The sequence below is a fragment of the Aeromonas sp. 96A genome (assembly GCF_051919165.1).
Lineage (GTDB): Bacteria > Pseudomonadota > Gammaproteobacteria > Enterobacterales > Aeromonadaceae > Aeromonas > Aeromonas veronii.
This window is the reverse complement of sequence record NZ_JBQBFE010000001.1, coordinates 2,483,490-2,502,466: the sequence shown is the minus strand read 5'-3', so window position 1 is coordinate 2,502,466 and position 18,977 is coordinate 2,483,490. Positions and strand designations below refer to the sequence as shown.

18 protein-coding genes are annotated in these 18,977 nt (G+C 59.1%); 11 read left to right on the top strand and 7 right to left on the bottom strand.

What is annotated here, in order from left to right; genetic code table 11:
* Positions 1–58 precede the first annotated feature (58 nt).
* The 5 genes from ACTG2W_RS11430 to ACTG2W_RS11410 form a co-directional block, all read right to left on the bottom strand.
* Positions 59–1,030 carry a TAXI family TRAP transporter solute-binding subunit gene (locus tag ACTG2W_RS11430; RefSeq protein WP_005339950.1) on the bottom strand — a complete coding sequence of 324 codons (972 nt, stop codon included), beginning with the start codon at positions 1,028–1,030 and terminating at the stop codon, positions 59–61.
* 413 nt (positions 1,031–1,443) lie between these two features.
* Entirely contained in the window at positions 1,444–3,597 is a 2,154-nt protein-coding gene (locus ACTG2W_RS11425) for a S9 family peptidase (RefSeq protein ID WP_440016224.1), read from the bottom strand.
* A 234-nt stretch (positions 3,598–3,831) separates the two neighbouring features.
* Positions 3,832–4,263, bottom strand: coding sequence for a DUF411 domain-containing protein (locus tag ACTG2W_RS11420; RefSeq protein WP_005339953.1), 432 nt, complete (start codon positions 4,261–4,263; stop codon positions 3,832–3,834).
* 46 nt (positions 4,264–4,309) lie between these two features.
* Positions 4,310–4,633: a hypothetical protein gene (locus ACTG2W_RS11415; RefSeq protein WP_005339955.1), complete on the bottom strand. Its 324-nt coding sequence runs from the start codon at positions 4,631–4,633 to the stop codon at positions 4,310–4,312.
* An 88-nt stretch (positions 4,634–4,721) separates the two neighbouring features.
* A complete protein-coding gene (locus tag ACTG2W_RS11410; RefSeq protein WP_005348556.1) occupies positions 4,722–5,444 on the bottom strand; it encodes an SDR family oxidoreductase in 723 nt (240 codons plus the stop codon).
* Positions 5,445–5,586: 142 nt separating this feature from the next.
* Here ACTG2W_RS11410 and ACTG2W_RS11405 point away from each other — a divergent pair, with 142 nt between their 5' ends.
* The 5 genes from ACTG2W_RS11405 (at position 5,587) to ACTG2W_RS11385 (ending at position 10,708) form a co-directional block, all read left to right on the top strand.
* Entirely contained in the window at positions 5,587–6,429 is an 843-nt protein-coding gene (locus ACTG2W_RS11405) for a LysR family transcriptional regulator (protein WP_440016223.1), read from the top strand.
* Between the two features lie 101 nt (positions 6,430–6,530).
* Entirely contained in the window at positions 6,531–7,127 is a 597-nt protein-coding gene (kefF, locus tag ACTG2W_RS11400) for a glutathione-regulated potassium-efflux system oxidoreductase KefF (protein WP_440016221.1), read from the top strand.
* A gap of 67 nt (positions 7,128–7,194) precedes the next feature.
* On the top strand, positions 7,195–9,051 hold the full coding sequence (locus ACTG2W_RS11395) for a monovalent cation:proton antiporter-2 (CPA2) family protein (RefSeq protein ID WP_440016219.1): 1,857 nt from the start codon (positions 7,195–7,197) through the stop codon (positions 9,049–9,051).
* Positions 9,048–9,434 (top strand): SirB2 family protein, encoded by a 387-nt coding sequence (locus ACTG2W_RS11390; RefSeq protein WP_106844122.1) that lies wholly within the window; start codon positions 9,048–9,050, stop codon positions 9,432–9,434. Before ACTG2W_RS11395 ends, ACTG2W_RS11390 begins: the two co-directional genes overlap by 4 nt.
* 287 nt (positions 9,435–9,721) lie before the next feature.
* Positions 9,722–10,708, top strand: coding sequence for a helix-turn-helix transcriptional regulator (locus ACTG2W_RS11385; RefSeq protein ID WP_005339987.1), 987 nt, complete (start codon positions 9,722–9,724; stop codon positions 10,706–10,708).
* An 854-nt stretch (positions 10,709–11,562) separates the two neighbouring features.
* On the opposite strand, the gene ACTG2W_RS11380 is transcribed toward ACTG2W_RS11385, so the two are convergent.
* Positions 11,563–11,874 carry a DUF1145 domain-containing protein gene (locus ACTG2W_RS11380; protein ID WP_019444692.1) on the bottom strand — a complete coding sequence of 104 codons (312 nt, stop codon included), beginning with the start codon at positions 11,872–11,874 and terminating at the stop codon, positions 11,563–11,565.
* A complete protein-coding gene (gene rsmD / locus ACTG2W_RS11375) occupies positions 11,858–12,487 on the bottom strand; it encodes a 16S rRNA (guanine(966)-N(2))-methyltransferase RsmD (protein ID WP_005339991.1) in 630 nt (209 codons plus the stop codon). Before rsmD ends, ACTG2W_RS11380 begins: the two co-directional genes overlap by 17 nt.
* 110 nt (positions 12,488–12,597) lie before the next feature.
* Between rsmD and ftsY the strand changes: the two genes are divergently transcribed.
* From ftsY to hutC, 6 genes are all read left to right on the top strand, one after another.
* The gene (gene ftsY / locus ACTG2W_RS11370) at positions 12,598–14,388 is read left to right on the top strand and encodes a signal recognition particle-docking protein FtsY (protein WP_440016218.1); all 1,791 of its coding nucleotides are present in this window, start codon (positions 12,598–12,600) and stop codon (positions 14,386–14,388) included.
* 89 nt (positions 14,389–14,477) lie between these two features.
* Positions 14,478–15,146, top strand: a complete 669-nt coding sequence (ftsE, locus tag ACTG2W_RS11365; RefSeq protein WP_005339995.1) for a cell division ATP-binding protein FtsE — start codon at positions 14,478–14,480, stop codon at positions 15,144–15,146.
* Positions 15,146–16,099, top strand: a complete 954-nt coding sequence (ftsX, locus tag ACTG2W_RS11360; protein WP_005339996.1) for a permease-like cell division protein FtsX — start codon at positions 15,146–15,148, stop codon at positions 16,097–16,099. The genes ftsE and ftsX overlap by 1 nt, the downstream gene beginning before the upstream one ends.
* A 451-nt stretch (positions 16,100–16,550) precedes the next feature.
* The gene (gene rpoH, locus ACTG2W_RS11355; protein WP_005339997.1) at positions 16,551–17,405 is read left to right on the top strand and encodes an RNA polymerase sigma factor RpoH; all 855 of its coding nucleotides are present in this window, start codon (positions 16,551–16,553) and stop codon (positions 17,403–17,405) included.
* A gap of 125 nt (positions 17,406–17,530) precedes the next feature.
* Positions 17,531–18,190, top strand: coding sequence for a carbonate dehydratase (gene can / locus ACTG2W_RS11350; protein WP_005339998.1), 660 nt, complete (start codon positions 17,531–17,533; stop codon positions 18,188–18,190).
* A gap of 11 nt (positions 18,191–18,201) precedes the next feature.
* Complete coding sequence (gene hutC, locus ACTG2W_RS11345) at positions 18,202–18,906, top strand: histidine utilization repressor (RefSeq protein ID WP_041202413.1); 705 nt, start codon at positions 18,202–18,204, stop codon at positions 18,904–18,906.
* Positions 18,907–18,977: the final 71 nt, after the last annotated feature.

Here is an 18,977-nt window from a genome sequence, read left to right as displayed (position 1 = left end):
CCGCAATCAGGCGGCGGACGGGTGTCGAAGAGAGTGACAAAGGCCCCGGGGCCTTCAATCAGAGCCAGCCGCGCTCTTTGTAGTAGCGGGCAGCCCCTTCATGCAGCGGTGCAGAGAGACCCACCTTGATCATGTCGGCCTCTTTCAGGTCGGCAAAGGCAGGGTGCAGGCGCTTGAAGCGATCCAGGTTGTCGAACACCGACTTGACCAGCTGATAGACCACTTCTGGATCGGTTTTAGCGCTGGTGGAGAGCACCGCTTTGCCACCGATGGAGGGGGTCGGCTTGTCGCTGCCCTTGTAGATGCCGCCCGGGATCTCGGCCTTGCTGTAGTAGCTCTTCTCGGCCAGCAGCTTGTCGATGTCGGCGCCGGTCACAGGTACCAGTACTGCATCTGTGGTGGTGGAGGCTTCCTGAATGGCACCGTTCGGGTGACCGACGAAGTAGCTCATGGCGTCGATGTTGTTGTCACCGAGGGCGGAGGCCTGTTCGGCCGGTTTCAGCTCGGAGACCAGACCGAAGTCACCCTTCTTCCAGCCTTTGACCGCCATGATCTCTTCCATGGTGTCACGCTGGCCGGAGCCCGGGTTGCCGATGTTGACGCGCTTGCCTTTCAGGTCGTCAAAGCTGGCGATCTTGGCATCGCGGCGAGCCAGGATGGTGAACACCTCGCTCTGCAGGGAGAAGACGGCGCGCATATCGTCCATGGCCCCTTCGGCCTGGAACGGTGGCAGCCCCTTCATCGCCTTGAACTGGTGGTCGGATTGCATGATGCCGAAGTTGAATTCACCGCTGCGGATGCCGTTGACGTTGGCAACACCACCGCCACTGGCCGGGGCGTTGCACTTGATCTGGTGATCGGCGGCGCCGCGATTGAGGAAGCGGCAGATGGACTGGCCAGCGACATAGTAGACGCCGGTCTGACCGCCGGTGCCTATGGTCACGAAGCGCTCCTGCGCTTGTACCGGACCACCGAATGAAACACCGACCAGAGCCGCCGACAGGGCGCATGCCAAAGTTAATCCTTTCATTTTTTCTCCCTTTTCTTTGATTTTGTTTATCCGATCCCCGGATAAATTGATGGCAATCCCATTCTGCGCCGGGCTTGCCCGCTCTTCTCGTTGCGCGAAAGCGGGGGAGTTGATTACCCCCTTTCCGGCAGTCACCCTCATCCTGTGGTGAGGCTACCGACCTCCTGTCGGTCGAAGATAAATTGGCCCCTGAGGGGCCAAATAAAAAGTTGCAAGCACTCCGATTAAGCACATTCACCCAACATAAATCAAACGAAATGGCAAAATAGCGGAGTTAAATCTTGAGAAACATGACCTCGATCATTCATTTTCTAGCCGAAGATTAATTTGATATGAAGGGAAATGGAAGAGGGAAAAACTACGAGAGGATTCTTATGCGGCCCTTGAATGACAAGGGCCGAGGTCATAATGGATCAGTTGGCCGGGGTGGCCAGATCCAGGATAAAGGCGTATTCCAGCGCGATATCCTCGTAGGCTTTGAAGCGGCCCGACTTGCCGCCGTGGCCGGCGTCCATGTCGGTGTTCAGTAACAACTTGTTATCATCCGTTTTCAGTTCGCGCAGCTTGGCGACCCACTTGGCGGGCTCCCAATACTGCACTTGCGAGTCGTGCAGCCCGGTGGTGACCAGCAGGTTGGGATAGGCTTGCGCCTTCACCTGATCGTAGGGGCTGTAGCTCTTCATGTAGTCGTAGTAGCGCTTCTGGTTCGGGTTGCCCCACTCGTCATACTCCCCGGTGGTGAGGGGGATCGACTCGTCCAGCATGGTGGTAACCACATCGACGAACGGCACCTGCGCCACCACGCCGCGATAGAGTTCGGGCGCCTGATTGATGACCGCCCCCATCAGCAGGCCACCGGCGCTGCCGCCCATGGCGTAGACCTGATCTTTGGCACCGTAGCCTTGCTCAACCAGCGCCTTGGTGACATCGATAAAGTCATTGAAGGTGTTCTGCTTTTTCAGCAGTTTGCCATCTTCGTACCAGTGACGGCCCAGCTCTTCACCACCCCGGATATGGGCGATGGCGTAGACGAAGCCTCTGTCCAGCAGGCTCAGGCGCGAGCTGCTGAAGTCGGGATCCATACTGGCGCCGTAGGAGCCATAGCCATAGACCAGCAGCGGATTCTTGGGCTCATCAGCCTGCTCTTTCTTGAACTTGTCCTTGCGATAGACCAGCGACACCGGCACCGATACGCCGTCGCGGGCGGTCACCCAGAGCCGCTCGCTGGCGTACTGGTCGGCCTTGAAGCCGGCCACCGGCTGCTGCTTGAGCAGGGTGCGCTTGCCGCTCGCCATATCCAGCTCATAGGTGGAGGCGGGGGTGGTCATGGAGGAGTAGCCATAGCGCAGGGCGCTGGTATCCGGCTCCGGGTTGTAGGCAAGCCAAGTGACATAAGCGGGATCGTCGAAGGCGATCTCCTTCTCGTCACCGCTCTGCCAGTTGATCTGGCGCAGTCGGGTCAGCCCCTTGTTGCGCTCTTCCAGAACCAGCCAATCCTTGAACAGGGCGTAGCTCTCCAGCAGCACGTCCGGATTGGGGGCGATCACCGCCTTCCAGCGATCGACCGGGCTCTCTTTGGTCTCGTAGAGGCCGAAGTTCTTGCCGTCCTTGTTGGAGCGCACATAGAAGCGGCCGCGGTAGTGATCCAGGCTGTATTCGTGATCTACCTGACGGGGCAGGAACAGGCGGGGGGCGTGCTCCGGTTGGTTGGCATCGATCAGCCGCGCTTCGCCTGTGGTGGTGCTGGAGAGGGCGATGACGATGAAATCTTCCGAGGTGGTGGCGTAGAGGCTGATGTAGAAGGAGTCATCCTTCTCCTCGTAGACCAGCTTGTCCGTGGCCGGATCCGTCCCGAGCGTATGGCGATAGACCTGATACGGAAGCAGGGTCTGCGGGTGCTTGCGCACATAGAAGACGGTCTTGTTGTCGTTGGCCCACACCAGATTGCCGGAGGTATTTTCCAACTTGTCGGTGGCCCACTGGCCGCTCTCCAGATCGAGGAACTGGATCTGGTACTGACGACGGGAGAGGAAATCTTCCGCCACCGCCAACCAGCGGTTGTTGCGGCTCACCTCAAGGGCGCCGAGGGCATAGAACTCGTGCCCTTCAGCCCGCAGGTTGCTGTCGAGCAGCAGGCTCGCCTGCTCCTCTCCCAGCCTGGTGCGGGAGTAGATGGCGTACTCCTTGCCCGGTTCATAGCGGGTCTGGTAGCGGTAGCCGTTCTTCACATAGGGTACCGACTCATCCTGCTGGGGGATGCGGGCCACCATCTCCTTGTAGAGTTGCTCGCGCAGCGGTTTGGTCGGCTTGAGCATGGCTTCGGTATAGGCGTTCTCGGCCTCAAGGTATTGCAATACTTCCGGCGCCTGACGCTGGTCGTCACGCAGCCAGTAGTAGTTGTCGATGCGGCTATCCCCGTGTTTTTTCAGGGTGCGGGGATGTTTGGCGGCCACGGGCGGCTGGATTGGATGTTCGCTTGTCAGCATGGCGGGCTCTTCATTGGCATAAGTGGGGGGGAGAACTGTCAGAAAGGCTAGCAGCAGAACTCCTCGGGAAAAGGTAAACATGTCGCATCCTTGGCGCTGGAAAGGGTTGGTTGACCTGAGCATCGGCTCCATGAATTGGCGTTAAATCTGCCCCTTGTTGCCGGTGGTTGCAAGCAATCCCTTGTTATTGCAGGAAATGTAATCATAAAAAGCCGCTATCTCGCGATAGCGGCCCTCTTTCTGGCCATGAGCGGCAAGAGTCCGCTCAGGTGTGCCTCACATGATATGGGAGTGCCCTCTCATAGCCAGTTTTCGTCAGCCGGGGTAGCTCGACCAGCGGTTGGTCGCGCCCTCGTTGCTGATACTCAGTACCTCATAGGGATGGCCCGGAATATCCATGCCCGGCGCACTCTGGGGCATGCCCGGAATGGTCAGGCCACGGATTGCCGGTTTTTCCCTGAGCAGCTTCTGCACATCGGCGGCCGGTACATGCCCCTCGATCACATAGCCATTTACGATACCGGTATGGCAAGAGGCTAGTTCAGGCGCGATACCGTATTGCTGCTTCACTGCGCCGAGCTGTTCGGTTTCGATGACCTCCAGTTCGAAGCCATTCTGCTCCATGTGCTCGTTCCAGCTTTGGCAGCAGCCACAATATTTGGATTTGTAGACGGTCATCTTCTCGGCCGCGAGGGCCGAAAAGCTGACGGTACCGGCCAGCATGGCCAGTAACAGGGGTTTGTACATCACTCACCTCAGATTGAAAGAAAAGATGCCCGATACGGGATGCGTTTCAGATCCGGGTGCGTGGGGGACGTTCGAGCCGCTCGCACGGAGCGTCCGGCATAAAGAGAGAGGGGGAGGCGAAGTCGGGGGTATCCGGTTCCAGCACGGCGACCGTCAGGCTGTCGCTGCCTACCAGCGTCATCGAGAGGGCGGTGGTAAAGCTGCCGCAGGGCATCGCTTTTTCCAGGGTGCGCTCGCTCTGGCTGCAGTGGGTAGTCAGGGTACAGAGGTCGGTTGCGGCCCGGCTGCCAAACGACATCAACACCAGCACCAGACTCCACAAGGGGAGCCAGCGACGGGCGTGAGCGAGTTGGCGACGGGTGAGAACCATGGAATGACTCGAAAATAACAAGGGGCACATGGTAACCCTGTGCCCCGGGGGAGGGTCAAGCTCTCCCCATAGTGTCAGTCAGCCAAGATTAAGGTTGCTGACGGGTCGCCGCCAGCACGATCTCGCGCACGCAGACGTTGGCAGGCTGGTTCCAGGCGTAGAGCACGGCATCGGCGATTACTTCCGGCGCAATGACGCCTCCCATCTGATCTTTCCAGTCGTGGTAACCGGCCTTGATGCTCTCGTCAGTGGTGTGGCTGAGCAGCTCGGTCTCGACCGCACCCGGTGCAATGGTCACCATCCGCACGCCGACATCGGCTACCTCTTCCCGGATGTTCTCGGTCAGGGCGTGCACGGCGAACTTGGTGGCGCAGTAGGCAGCATGGTTCGGGAAGGTCTTGCGACCGGCGATGGAGCTGATGTTGATGATGGTGCCGCTGCGGCGCTCCTTCATGCCTGCCAGCACTGCGTGGACGCCGTTCAGCACCCCCATCACGTTGATGTTGAGCATCTGCTGCCATTCGGCGGGATCCTGCACATCGGCCTGACCCAGCAGCATGACGCCGGCGTTGTTGACCATGCAGCCGACCGGGCCAAATTTGGCTTCTGCCTGCTGGACGGCGGCTTTCATGGCGGCGGTGTCGGTCACATCGACCCCGATGCAGAGGGTATCGGGCAGGTTCAGTGCCTGCATCGGCTCGACCCGGCGGGCCAGCAGTAGCAGCGGATGACCGGCGGCAGAGAAGGCACGGGCGATGGCGGCACCGATCCCGGCGGAGGCACCGGTGATCACGACGAGAGATTTGGACATGGGTCTTTCCTTCTGATTCAAGAGTCGGTTTGAGCAAACAGGTGGCTGGCCAGCACGGAACCCAATCACTATAGTCACTGCATCTATAAGTGATAAATATTGTTTTCCGCTGGTTATCATCTGAAAAAACTATGGTTGGTTTATGCTGGACTTGAGATTGCTGCGTTTCTTCATCGCCATCTATGAAGAGAAGAACATCACGGCGGCGGCCGAGCGCTGCCACGTCAGCCAGCCCTCCCTCTCGGCGGGGCTGCGCCAGCTGGAAGAGGCGCTCGGTGACAGCCTGTTTGTCCGGGGCAAGAAAGGGGTGGTGGCGAAAGATCCGGCCCACTATCTCTATCCTCACGCAGTCAAGCTGGTGGAGGAGGCGCGCCGTCTGCCGGAGCTGTTTCGCCAGAAAGCGACGCGTGCGAGGCTCAATATCGCCATCATGCCGGACTTGAGTCGCCGTCGGGTGGCCGGGCTGCTGCAGCAAGTACAGCGCGTGTTGCCGCAGCTGGATCTCACCCTTTCCGACTACGCCACCCCCGCCGACAGCCGCTTGACGCTGGATGCCTTGCGCCGGGAGGACGAGATCTTTCTGCCGCTGTGGGAGGAGGATTACGTGCTCTGTGTACCGGTCGACCATCCCCTTGCCAGTCGCGAAAGGATCGAGCTCGCCGAGCTGCAACATTATGATTTTATTGAGTGCCCGCCCTGCGAAGCCCATCAGCAGACTATCGGCCTGCTGGCCTGTGACCGCCTTACCCTCAATCTGGTGGCCAAGGCCGAGAGCAAGGGGCTGGTGATGGCGCTGGTGCTGGCGGGGGTCGGCATCAGTTTTCTGCCGGACGGGCTGGTGGAAGATGAGGCGGGTCTCTGTACCCTGCCGGTGAGCGGGCCGCGGATGTTTCGCCGGATTGGGCTCTGCTATCCCGCTCACCAGACCCTCAATCCGGCGCTGCGGGAGCTGATCCCCGAGTTGGCAGGCTATGGCGCTTCCTGATAAGGTCGCTCTCCGGTGCACCTTTACGATGCAGCTCCCCAGACTCCCCTTTTCTGTTTACCTCGCCTTGCACCGCAAGGCTTTGTTCGGGTGATGTGGTCATGAAACGCATTCTGGTTATTTTTTCCCATCCCGCGCTGCAGAGCTCGCGGGCCAACAAGCAGCTGTTGCAGGCGATTGAGGGGCTGGAGGGGGTCACGGTTCACGACCTCTATCAGCACTATCCCGACATGTTTATCGATGTGAAGCGGGAGCAGGCGCTGCTCTGTGAGCACGACATCATCGTATTCCAGCACCCGTTTTACTGGTACTCCTGTCCGGCCATCATGAAAGAGTGGATGGATCTGGTACTGGAGTATGGCTACGCCTACGGCCCCGAAGCCCACGCCCTCAAGGGCAAGCAGTGGCTGAGCGCCATCACCACCGGCGGGGCGCCGGAGTCCTACTGCAGCGAGGGTTACAACAGCCGACCGCTGCTCGATTTTTTGCTGCCATTTCAGCAGGCTGCCACCTTGTGCGGCATGAACTGGCTGCCGCCTTTTGTGCTGCACTCCTTTCACAAGCTCAGGGATCCCGCCGCCCTGCGCCGCTGCGGTCAGGATTACCGCCAACTGCTTTGCGCCCTGCGTGACGAGCAGCTGACACCGGAGCAACTGGCCGGGCGCCCCTATCTACGCGACTTGCTGGAGGTACTCTGATGACACACGGGCAGTTTGTTGGCCGAGCTCATGAGCCGGATCAGATGTTCATGCGGAGGGCCGACTGATGGGCCACGGGATCCTGTTTGATGCCTTTATCTACCTCTCCGCCGCCGTCATCGCGGTGCCGCTGGCCAAACGCTGGGGGTTGGGCTCGGTGCTCGGTTATCTGCTGGCGGGGATCATCATAGGCCCCTTTCTGCTGGGGCTGGTGGGGGAGCAGAAGGATGTGATGCACTTCGCCGAGTTTGGCGTGGTACTGATGCTGTTTCTGGTCGGTCTTGAATTGCGCCCGGCCCTCTTGTGGCAGTTGAAGGGGCCGATCCTCGGCACCGGTGGCCTGCAGGTGCTGCTCACCACGGCGGCGCTGACCGGCGTGGCGCACCTGATCGGTCTGCCGCTGCAACAGGGGCTGGCCATCGGCCTGATCCTGGCGCTCTCCTCCACCGCGATCGTGTTGCAGAGCCTGCAGGAGCGCAAGCTGATGCAGAGCGAGAGCGGTCGCTCCGCCTTTGCGGTGCTGCTGTTTCAGGACATCGCCGTTATCCCCATTCTGGCGATCCTGCCGTTGCTGGCTATCGCACCGGTGGCCAGTAATGGCGGCTCCGAGCTGGCGGGTTGGCAGCATGGTCTGCTGGTGGTCGCGGCCATCTCAGGCATAGTGCTGGGTGGCCACTACCTGATGCGACCGGTGTTTCGTGCCATCGCCCAGTCCCATATGCGGGAGATCTTCGTCGCCGCCGCTCTGCTGCTGGTGATCGCCATCGCCGTGTTGATGGAGTCGGTGGGGCTTTCGCCCGCTCTCGGCTCCTTCCTCGCCGGTGTGGTGCTGGCCGACAGCGAATATCGCCATGAGCTGGAGGCCGACATAGAGCCGTTCAAAGGCTTGCTGCTCGGCCTGTTCTTTATGTCGGTGGGGGCGGGGATCGACTTCGGGCTGTTTGCCGAGCACCCCTTCCTGATACCAACCCTGGTGGTTGGCCTGATGGTGCTCAAATGGCTGGTGCTGATGGCGCTCGGCTTCATTATCCGCATCTCGCCGAGTCAACGCTGGACCTTCGCGCTGGCGCTCGCACAGGGCGGTGAGTTTGCCTTCGTGCTCTTCTCGTTTGCCGCCCAGAACCGGGTGCTGCCCGGCGAGACCATCTCGTTGCTGACGCTGGTGGTAGCGCTCTCCATGGCGCTCACCCCACTGCTGCTGATCCTCAACGATCGGGTGATCCAGCCCTGGTTCGATTACCGTAACCAGAGCGACGCACCGCAGCATGAGCAACCTGAGCTGGTGGAGCATCCGGTGATCATCGCGGGCTTCGGCCGCTTCGGCCAGATCGTGGGGCGTCTGCTGCATGGTCACGGCATCGGTACCACTATCCTCGAGCAGGATGCCAGCCAGATAGAGACCCTGCGCAAGTACGGCTATCAGGTCTTCTATGGCGATGCCAGCCGGATCGATCTGCTCCATGCCGCCGGGGCGCACAAGGCGAAGTTGCTGGTGCTCTCCATCAACGATCCTGCCACCTCGCTGGCGGTGATCGAGATGGTGCAGAAGCACTTCCCGCACCTGAAGATCCTGGCGCGAGCGCTGGATCGACCCCATGCCCACGAGATCCTGCGCCACGGGGTCGAGAGCGTGCACCGGGAAACCCTAGGCTCGGCGGTCGATCTGGGGGTGGAAGCCCTGACCCAGCTTGGGTTTAGGGCCAACCAGGCCTGGCGGGCGGGGCAGACATTCAAGCAGCACGATAACTGGTTGCTGCGCGAGCAGGTCAACTATCTGGATGACGAACACACTTATATCAACAAGAGCCTGCAATACCGGGAGATCCTCTCCGATCTGTTGCAAGACGACGAGGAGGGGCAGGAGCGTATCCATGCCCATAACTGGAACAGCGGGCTACCCGACGACGACAAGGAAGCAAAATGATTGCCTATTACCCCATGTTCAAACACCTGCATATGACGCTGGCGCTGGTCAGTCTGTTGCTCTTTATCTATCGCTGGAGTCTGGCGCTGGCCGGCAGCGATCGGTTGCAGCAGAGGTGGCTGAAGATCCTGCCCCATATCAACGACACCTTCCTGCTGCTGTTTGGTGTGTTGCTGGCGGTGGCCTTGCAGTTGAGCCCCGGCCAACAACCCTGGCTGATGGCCAAGCTGATTGCACTGGTGCTCTATATCGGTCTGGGTGTGATGGCACTCAAGCGCCCGGCCCGCGGTCAGAAGCTGGTGGCCGGTGTGGCAGCGCTTGCGGTGTTTGGCTACATGGTCGGTGCGGCCATCACCAAGTCAGCCTGGTCGTGGCTGATGTGAGCAAAAGGGGAGAGTCATGCTCTCCCCTGAAATCATATTCTGTGATGAATTAATTAATCGGAGTTTTATGCTAACAAAAAATCGCAAGATAGAACTTTCATTTGAGGGATTTTTGGCTAATTTTAGCCTCTAGCGGCTCCTTTTTTGAGTGCATTGTCTTTATAAATCAACTGCTTAGTGTGTTTTGTATGAAAATGGCGACAGTTGTCGCAGCAAAACTTGCGACATAGACTGTCGCAAGTCACGACTAGCATACAGTCAACGCTAAACCAGTGAAGGCAAGCACCATGAGCAAGAAGCTGTTACGACAACTGACCTTGGCGCGTTGCATCCCGCACCGCCCTTACAAGCTGACCGCCAGCCAACTCCAGGTAAAACTGGAAGAGGAAGGCATCCACGTCAGTCTGCGTACCGTGCAACGGGACCTGGAAGAGATGTCCGGCATGGGACTGTTCGACCTCACCTCGGACGAGCGCAGCAAACCCCATGGCTGGTGCTTCGAGCGCCACGGCCTCAACGACTTTGCCAATATCATGCCGCTCTCGCTGGCGGTGGCCCTGAAAACCTGGAGTGATCAGGCGAGCCAACTGTTGCCGGCGAGTGTACTGACCGAATTGAACCCGCTGGTTGACAAGGCGAGCCAGGTGATCCGCGACAGCCAGAGCGAACTGGCCGAACGCTGGTTGGAGAGTGTCCACCAGTCACCGCGTCCGTTTGCCGGCAACCCGGAGATCCGCCGCAGCACCCTGATCCGCGATGCGCTCTGGCGTGGTCGCAAGTTCAGTGCCGAGATCCAGCGCGTGATCAAAGAGCGCACCGTATGGCTCTGCTACGACCGTATCAACCCGCTCGGCATTCTCAATCAGCCGGACGGTCCGATCCTGCTCTGCACTCTGTCCGAGCTGGATCCCAAGGTCTACGGCATCCCGTTTGACCATATCAAGAACGTGGAGCTGACCAACTTCAGCGCCACCCAGCCGAAGGATTTCAACATCCAGAAGCTGATCCGCGATCAGGGCTATCAGGATGTGAGCGGCCCGATCCGCTTCGTCGGCCGGATCGATGCTAACAGCCAGTCGCTGGTGGATAACCAGATCCCCGGCAACAATCCGCGCATGACCCGCTATGACAAGCGTAGCGTGGTGGTGGAGACAGAGGTGCAGGACACCCCGGAGTTTCGCAGCTGGTTGAACAACATCGGCGGTGAACTGGAGGTGCTGGCACCGGAATCGCTGCGCAAGGCCTATCTCAATCCGGCCAACCGCTTGAGCTGATTAAAAAATTGGAATGTTGAAGAGTCGAGCCTGGCCTCGGCTCTTTTTTTGCGGTTTTTTTAAGCATATTTATTCAACAAATTTTTAAGTCTTAACGTCAGGATTGAACCGTTTTCCTGCCCCGTTTTTGGGGGCGAAACCCGTGTAAGAGATCTGCCATAGCGACTGTAAGAGGCTGGCGCTTTGAGCCGTACGCGAAGCCATGCCAGAATGATCGAGCTTTCCCGTGAAACTAAATAACTAACTGATATTAAAGGGTTAGTTTTTAAGTTCGTTTTTTGAGATGGGAGCCGCATCGGATCTTTATCATCGGATGGCCCTTGTTCGGGGTGCGCATTTCCTTAGTATGGGTCTCACAAGGACGGAGCTGGTCCGGCAGGATGCAGGACAGCGCATAAAGATGGAATAGTCCGCAGGATGTGGACAAGGGACTCCTCAGGATGAGCTCGATAATCAGGATGATTATCGTCACGGATGAATAAAGGAACACCGCTGGATGCGGCAGGACACTCTCGGGATGGGAGCAGAACGAACGGAACCTCGTTCTTCAGGATGAACAGGACCTCGCCGGATGCGAGAGGAATACTTCAGGATGAAGTGAGATAACCCGGATGGTTATCTGTCAGGAAGACGCAAGGAACCCCACAGGACGTGGTAATGGACACCTCCAGGATGGAGACAGTGAAGCAGTTCAGGATGAATTGCCAGGCCAGGAACGCCGCAGGACACGCCAACGGATTGGAAAGGGGATATTCCAAAGGATTAGGATAACGTCAGGGATTGCAGGGAGCATTGCAGTTCTACGGACAGGACGACACGACTCTAGGGGACGGCTACCGCCGTCCCCTTTTCTTTTATGGTTTGCCCGAGAGATTGCCGCGCTGGGCGGCGTTGACGATCTCTTGCAGGCGCTGACGAATGTCGACCATGCCAAACACACCAAAGATCAGCACAGTGACAAATTCGGCCTTGGTGACCGCGAAGTAGCGTTTGCAAGCTGCCTTGATCATGCTGGCCTGCAGCCAATGTAGCAGGGCGACGATCACGCCGCAGACCGGCAGAAAGCCGTTGAGTTTGCCGGGCAGCGGGGCGATCAGGCTTATCAGCACGCCAAACCAGAAGAACAATATCAGCCCCATCGCCAACAGATTAAAGACTCGCTTCATTGTTTACCTCCCTTAGATAGAGTTGATAGCAGACCTGACCGGCTTGTTTGTCCTTGAGTAGTTGCCAGCTGGCGGGCAGCGCCAGATCGGCCATTTCCTTTTCCCGCTCCAGATAGATGAGGGCGTCCGGCGCCAGCCAGCCGCGCTGCTCCAGCAGTTCGCACACTTGCGGCAGCAGCTCGCGGCGAAACGGCGGATCGAGGAACACCAGATCAAACGGCGTGGCCGGGCCTTGCAGCCAGCTCACTGCATCTGACTGGATCACCTGGCCCTGACTGCTGCCGAGGGCGGTCAGGTTCTTCTTGATCTGGTCAGCGGCCCCTTTGTCCATCTCGATCAGGGTCACTTGCTCGGCATAGCGCGACAGTGCCTCCAGCCCGAGTCCGCCGCTACCGGCAAACAGATCCAGGCAGCGGGTGCCGCGAATATGGGGGGCCAGCCAGTTGAAGATGGTCTCCTTGACGCGATCCGTGGTGGGTCTGAGCCCCTCCACATCCTTGACCGGCAATTTGCGGCCTCGCCACTGGCCGCTGATGATTCTTACAAAGCCCGATTTTCCTTGCGGGGCGGGACTCTTGCTCGGGTTGCTACGGCTGGATTTCACTCTGGGCATCGCGTTTCATCGTCAGAAAATAAAGTGGTAGTATAAGGCGGTTCATTTTTATGCCGACCCGCCAAGGGACGGCTATCTTAGCAGTCAGCCTTTGATGTGAGTATTTTTAGATGGCAAAAGGTTTGTTTTCCTGGCTGGGTTTCGGCCGCAAGAAAGAAGAGGCTGAGGCTGTCCAACCACAGACACCCCAAGCCACCCCCGTTACCGTTGAGCCCGAGGTCGCTGCTACCCCCGCTCCTGTTTCCGATACCACTGTTTCCGATAGTACGCCGGCCGTTGCCCCCGAAGTGCCTGCCAGCGCACAGAATTCCGTTTTGCAAGATGATTGCTGTCTGCCGACCGAGCTGGACGACCACGGCCCGCTGGTGGTGGAGGAGTGCGCCTCCGATCTGGAGCCGGTGATCGTCAACGAAGCGCTGATCGCCGAAGAGGAGCGTGCCGCTGAAGCCGCTCGTATTGCTGCCGAAGCCCGCGCCGCGGAAGAATCTCGCATTGCCGCCGAAGCTCACGCTGCGGAAGAGGCTCGCATTGCTGCTGAAGCCCGTGCAGCGGAAGAGGCGCGTATTGCTGCTGAAGCTCGTGCAGCGGAAGAGGCGCGTATTGCTGCTGAAGCCCGTGCGGCAGAAGAGGCTCGCATTGCTGCTGAAGCCCGTGCGGCGGAAGAGGCTCGTATTGCCGCTGAAGCCCGTGCCGCGGAAGAGGCGCGTATTGCTGCTGAAGCCCGCGCTGCAGAAGAGGCGCGTATTGCCGCTGAAGCCCGCGCTGCGGAAGAGGCGCGTATTGCTGCTGAAGCCCGTGCGGCAGAAGAGGCTCGCATTGCTGCTGAAGCTCAGGCTGCGGAAGAGGCCCGTATCGCCAAAGAGGCCCAGCGAGCGGAAGATATGCGCCTGGTCGCCGCGATGGAGGCTGAGGCCGCCGCCCTGGCAGCCCTGCCGCTGGCCGCCAAGGTAGACGACGACACCCAGGACAAACCGCAGCGGGAGGGCTTCTTTGCTCGCCTCAAGCGCAGTCTGGTGCGCACCAAGGAGAATATCGGCTCCGGTTTCTTCGGCCTGTTCCGTGGCAAGAAGATCGACGATGAGCTGTTTGAAGAGCTGGAAACCCAGCTGCTGACCGCCGATCTCGGTGTGGATACCACTACTCGTATCATCGAAGGGCTGGTGCAGCACGCGGATCGCAAGCAGCTCAAGGATGCCGAGGCGCTCTACGGCCTGCTCAAGCAGGACATGGGCGAGATGCTGGCCAAGGTCGAACAGCCGCTGGTGATCGACACCAGCAAGAAGCCTTATGTGATCCTGATGGTCGGCGTAAACGGCGTCGGCAAAACCACCACCATCGGCAAGCTGGCCAAGCAGTTCCAGGCCGAGGGCAAGAGCGTGATGCTGGCGGCGGGTGACACCTTCCGTGCTGCAGCGGTCGAACAGCTGCAGGTTTGGGGTCAGCGCAACAATATTCCGGTGATTGCCCAGCACACCGGCGCCGATTCCGCTTCTGTCATTTATGACGCCATCGAGGCCGCCCGCTCCCGCGGGGCTGACGTGCTGATCGCCGACACCGCCGGTCGCCTGCAGAACAAGAGCAACCTGATGGAAGAGCTCAAGAAGGTGGTGCGGGTGATGAAGAAGCTGGATGAAGAGGCCCCCCACGAGATCATGCTGACGCTGGATGCCGGCACCGGCCAGAACGCCCTGAGCCAGGCCAAGCTGTTCAGCGAGGCGGTTGGCCTGACCGGCATCACCCTCACCAAGCTGGATGGCACGGCCAAGGGCGGCGTCATCTTCGCGGTGGCCGACAAGTTCCAGATCCCGATCCGCTATATCGGGGTGGGCGAGGGGATCGACGATCTGCGTCCCTTCGTTGCCAACGACTTCATCGAGGCGCTCTTCAGCCGCGATGAATAAGTCCGGCCGTGATGAGTCAGCTCAGCCGTGATGAGTAAGTGTTCCATGCCCCGACTCCGGTCGGGGTTTGTCAATTTCAGGGAACCGTTATGATTCGTTTTGACAAGGTCAGCAAGGTATACAGCGGCGGCCATCAGGCGCTGCAAAAGGTCAGCTTTCACCTGCGCAAGGGAGAGATGGCCTTTCTGACCGGGCACTCGGGGGCGGGCAAGAGTACCCTCCTCAAACTGATCAGCGTGATGGAGCGTCCGACCGATGGTCGCGTCTTCTTTCATGGTGATGATGTCAGCCATATCCAGCGCAGCCAGATCCCCTATGTTCGCCGCCAGATCGGGATGATCTTTCAGGATCACCGCCTGCTGATGGACAGAACCGTGTTCGACAACGTGGCGCTGCCGCTGGTGATCGATGGTTATAGCCATGCGGACATCAACAAGCGGGTGGCGGCGGCGCTGGACAAGGTGGGGCTGCTTGGCAAGGAGCGTTACCAGCCGCGCATGCTCTCCGGTGGTGAACAGCAGCGGGTCGGTATCGCCCGCGCCATCGTCAACAAGCCGCCGTTGCTGCTGGCGGATGAACCGACCGGCAACCTGGACCCCCAGCTCTCCATGGACATCATGCGGTTATTTCAGGAGTTCAACAATTTTGGGGTCTCGGTACTGATTGCCACCCACGATCTGGGGCTGATCGCTCGCATGCGCTATCGCACCCTGACCCTCAAGGCGGGTCGCATGTATTCGGCCGGGGAGGAGCTCTGATGGCTATCGTTCGTCATAAACAACCGCCGCTGCGCCGTCTGATGATGTACGGGGTTGATCATGTGCGGCAGGCGTTTGCCAGTCTCGGGGAGCTGTGGCGCAATCCGCTCGCCTCCCTGATGACGCTGGCGGTGCTCGGCGTCAGCTTGGCACTGCCTTCCTGTTTCCATGTGCTGCTGAAAAACGCCGAGGTGGTGGAGGGGAGCTGGCAGAGCAGTTCCCAGATCTCCCTTTACCTGCGCAAGGATCTGCCGGAGCAGAGCATTCTCGATCTGCAGCACAGGATCCTGCTCTATCCCGAGGTGGATTCGGTCACCTACCTGAGCCGTGACGATGCGTTGCGGGAGTTTCGCGAGATCTCCGGCTTCGGCGATGCCCTCGATTATCTGGACAGCAACCCGTTACCGCCTGTGCTGAGCGTGATCCCGGATCCGCGCTGGCAGAACCCGGAAGGGGCCGCCGAGCTGCTCAGCAAGCTCAATAACGAGGTGGGGGTCGAACAGGGCAAGCTGGATCTGCAGTGGTTGACCCGGTTGCAGGGGATCATGAACCTGCTGCGCCACACCATTACCGGTATCGCGGTGCTGCTGCTTTCCGCCGTGTTGCTGATCGTCGGCAATACCCTGCGTCTCAACATCCTCAACCAGCGTTCCGAGATTGAAGTGCTCAAGCTGGTGGGGGCGACCGATTCCTTTATTCATCGTCCCTTCCTCTATACCGGCATCTGGTTCGGGGTGATCGGCGGCATGCTGGCCTGGTGGCTGACTGAAGTGATGGTGATCTGGAGCGAAGGGGTGGTGAAGGAGCTGGCGGGCTTGTATAACAGTAACTTCCGGCTGGTTGGTATGGGGGCGGTAGACGGGATCAATCTGATCTTGCTGGGCGCCCTGCTGGGGCTGATTGCCTCCTGGTTCTCGGTCCATCGCCACATTCGCGACATCGAACCATCCTGATTACTTTGTCATCAAAGTAAATCGCTGGATTTTGAGAGGCGGATCAAGTAAAAGAGGGGCCGTTTCTGGCTTGGCCCCCATAGTCAGAGTATTCTGAATAACAATGATCTTCCGGATCTTCGCGAGATCCAGTGAACCTTCTGATTTATAAGCAGTCTATTAAAGCTGAAGCATTTATACGGGTGTGGCCCCTCTGCCTTGCTCGTCAGACTTGGCAAGCATGTGAAGGTTGCGAGCTCCGCAACAATGGACTTAGCATGCTACTTTTCGGGGGTCCTTCATTGTGACCCCCTTTTTTTGACTGTTCATTCATGATTCATCCTGCAGGCTTAAGATAAGCCGGTCTAAAACTGGGCATGTTCTTTGATACACGCCGCAGAATGGCATCCGGTCAGTAGACAGACCCTCTCAGGGTGTTAGACTGATTCGATTGAAAAGTAAGAGGTAACAGATGGGAACTTCATTGCAGCGCACTATGGCTCTGATTCCGCAAGGTAGTCTGGAAGGCTATATCCAGGCAGTAAACTCTATTCCTGTGCTGAGCGCAGAGGAAGAGCGTGAACTGGCTGAGCGTTTGCAGCAGGATGGCGATCTCGAGGCTGCTCGTCAGCTGGTTATGTCGCACCTGCGCTTTGTCGTTCATGTCGCCAAGAGTTATGCCGGTTACGGCCTGCCTCAGGCCGATCTGGTTCAGGAAGGCAACATCGGCCTGATGAAGGCGGTCAAGCGCTTCGACCCGACGGTCGGCGTGCGTCTGGTCTCCTTTGCCGTGCACTGGATCAAGGCCGAAATTCACGAATACGTCCTGCGCAACTGGCGCATGGTCAAGGTGGCGACCACCAAGGCCCAGCGCAAGCTCTTCTTCAACCTGCGCAAATCCAAAAAGCGTCTGGGCTGGCTGAACCACGAAGAGGTTCAGGCCGTGGCGGCCGATCTCGGCGTTTCTGCCGCTGACGTGACCGAAATGGAAGCGCGGATGGCCAACTACGATCAGGCGTTCGATCTGGTGGGTGACGATGAGGAAGAGGGCGGTTTCGCTCCGGTTCACTATCTGGAGGACAAATCCTCCGATCTGGCCGCCACCATCGAGAACGACAACTGGGACGATCACGCGACCCGTCGTCTGAGCTCGGCCCTCGCCACCCTGGATGAGCGCAGCCAGCACATCATCCGCGCCCGCTGGCTCGATGATGACAGCAAGACCACTCTGCAGGAGCTGGCCGATACCTACGGCGTCTCTGCCGAGCGTGTGCGTCAGCTTGAGAAAAACGCACTCAAGAAGCTGAAAGATGCCATGGAAGCCTGATGCTTCCTCTCATAAAAACAGGGCCTGATGGCCCTGTTTTTGTTTCGCAGGGATCTGGTCGGCCTTGCTTTGGTTACCCTTGAGTGTGTTATGTTGCCGCCACTGCCACATTAGGGAGAGCAGAAGTGAAACTGTTGAACGACCTGTTTACCAACAACCGTGAGTGGGCCGAACGGATCAAAGCCGAAGATCCCGCTTTCTTTGCCACTCTTTCTGCCCAGCAGGCCCCCGAATACCTCTGGATTGGTTGTTCCGACAGCCGGGTCCCCGCCAACCAGCTGATGGGCTTGCTGCCGGGAGATGTCTTCGTCCACCGCAACGTCGCCAATCTGGTGGTGCATACCGATTTCAACTGCCTCTCCGTGCTGCAATACGCGGTGGAAGTGCTCAAGGTGAAGCACATCATTGTCTGCGGTCACTACGGTTGCGGCGGCGTCAAAGCCGCGATGCAGAACCAGGAGCTGGGTCTCATCGACAACTGGCTGCGCAACATAAAGGATGTCTACTTCAAATACGGTGAAGAGCTCGAGGCCATCGAGGATGAGCATGAGCGCTTCGACTACCTGTGCGAGCTGAACGTGGCCGAGCAGGTCGCCAACGTCTGCCACACCACCATCATCCAGAACGCCTGGCGTAAGGGGCAGGAGCTGGCGGTGCATGGCTGGATCTACGGGATCAAGGATGGCTTGCTGCACGATCTCGATCTCTGCATCAGCGGGCCGGATCAGATCCCCGATGTCTACCGCGCCTGGCCGGACATGCGTCCGCCCCACCGTCGGCGCTAGGGAGCTTCATGGTGGCGCCAGCCCTCTATCTGCAGATCAAACAGCATATTCTGGACGGGATCCGCGAACGCCACTATCAGGCGGGGGACAGGATCCCGACCGAAGCTGCCCTGTGCGAGCAGTTCACCGTGAGCCGGATGACGGTCAACCGGGCGTTGCGGGAACTGGTGGCGGAAGGGTGGTTGGTGCGTACCGCCGGTTCCGGTAGCTTCGTGGCGGACAGGCGCACCGAGTCACCGCTGCTGGCTATTCGCAATATTGCCGACGAGATCGCCGAGCGTGGCGGTGAGTACAGCGCCCGGGTGATCCGGCTGCAGCGACTGGCCGCTGACGAGAAGGTGGCGGTACAATTGGGGCTGCGGGTTGGCGCCCCCATCTTTCACAGCCTGATCGTCCATCAGGCCGATGGCGAGCCGTTGCAATTGGAGGAGCGCTTCGTCGATGCCGGGCGCTTGCCTGGCTATGGCGAGCAGGATTTTACCCAACAGACCCCCAACCGCTATCTGATGGATGTCTGCCCCCTCTCCGAGATGGAGCACGTGGTGGAAGCCGTGTTGCCCAGCGCCGGTGAGGCGGGATTGTTGCAGATCCGCGTAGATTCCCCCTGTCTGTTGTTGCACCGGCGTACCTGGTCGGAGGGGCATCTGGTCTCCTACGCCCGTTTGCTCTCCCCCGGTTCCCGCTACAAGCTCAGCTCCAAGACTCAGCTGGAGTGAATGTATATACAACTCGATTTTGCAAAGCCCACCTCTTGGTGGGCTTTTTTGTGCTTAAAATCTAAGTTTGA

Bases quoted from the DNA above. Each gene is read 5' to 3' on its own strand.
- ACTG2W_RS11420 (WP_005339953.1), bottom strand. From the start codon at position 4,263: ATGTACAAACCCCTGTTACTGGCCATGCTGGCCGGTACCGTCAGCTTT.
- ACTG2W_RS11430 (WP_005339950.1), bottom strand. From the start codon at position 1,030: ATGAAAGGATTAACTTTGGCATGCGCCCTGTCGGCGGCTCTGGTCGGT.
- kefF (WP_440016221.1), top strand. From the start codon at position 6,531: ATGAAACGCATTCTGGTTATTTTTTCCCATCCCGCGCTGCAGAGCTCG.
- rsmD (WP_005339991.1), bottom strand. From the start codon at position 12,487: ATGCCCAGAGTGAAATCCAGCCGTAGCAACCCGAGCAAGAGTCCCGCC.
- ftsE (WP_005339995.1), top strand. From the start codon at position 14,478: ATGATTCGTTTTGACAAGGTCAGCAAGGTATACAGCGGCGGCCATCAG.
- ACTG2W_RS11380 (WP_019444692.1), bottom strand. From the start codon at position 11,874: ATGAAGCGAGTCTTTAATCTGTTGGCGATGGGGCTGATATTGTTCTTC.
- ACTG2W_RS11425 (WP_440016224.1), bottom strand. From the start codon at position 3,597: ATGTTTACCTTTTCCCGAGGAGTTCTGCTGCTAGCCTTTCTGACAGTT.
- rpoH (WP_005339997.1), top strand. From the start codon at position 16,551: ATGGGAACTTCATTGCAGCGCACTATGGCTCTGATTCCGCAAGGTAGT.
- ftsX (WP_005339996.1), top strand. From the start codon at position 15,146: ATGGCTATCGTTCGTCATAAACAACCGCCGCTGCGCCGTCTGATGATG.
- ACTG2W_RS11405 (WP_440016223.1), top strand. From the start codon at position 5,587: ATGCTGGACTTGAGATTGCTGCGTTTCTTCATCGCCATCTATGAAGAG.
- ACTG2W_RS11385 (WP_005339987.1), top strand. From the start codon at position 9,722: ATGAGCAAGAAGCTGTTACGACAACTGACCTTGGCGCGTTGCATCCCG.
- ACTG2W_RS11415 (WP_005339955.1), bottom strand. From the start codon at position 4,633: ATGGTTCTCACCCGTCGCCAACTCGCTCACGCCCGTCGCTGGCTCCCC.
- ACTG2W_RS11390 (WP_106844122.1), top strand. From the start codon at position 9,048: ATGATTGCCTATTACCCCATGTTCAAACACCTGCATATGACGCTGGCG.
- ftsY (WP_440016218.1), top strand. From the start codon at position 12,598: ATGGCAAAAGGTTTGTTTTCCTGGCTGGGTTTCGGCCGCAAGAAAGAA.
- ACTG2W_RS11410 (WP_005348556.1), bottom strand. From the start codon at position 5,444: ATGTCCAAATCTCTCGTCGTGATCACCGGTGCCTCCGCCGGGATCGGT.
- ACTG2W_RS11395 (WP_440016219.1), top strand. From the start codon at position 7,195: ATGGGCCACGGGATCCTGTTTGATGCCTTTATCTACCTCTCCGCCGCC.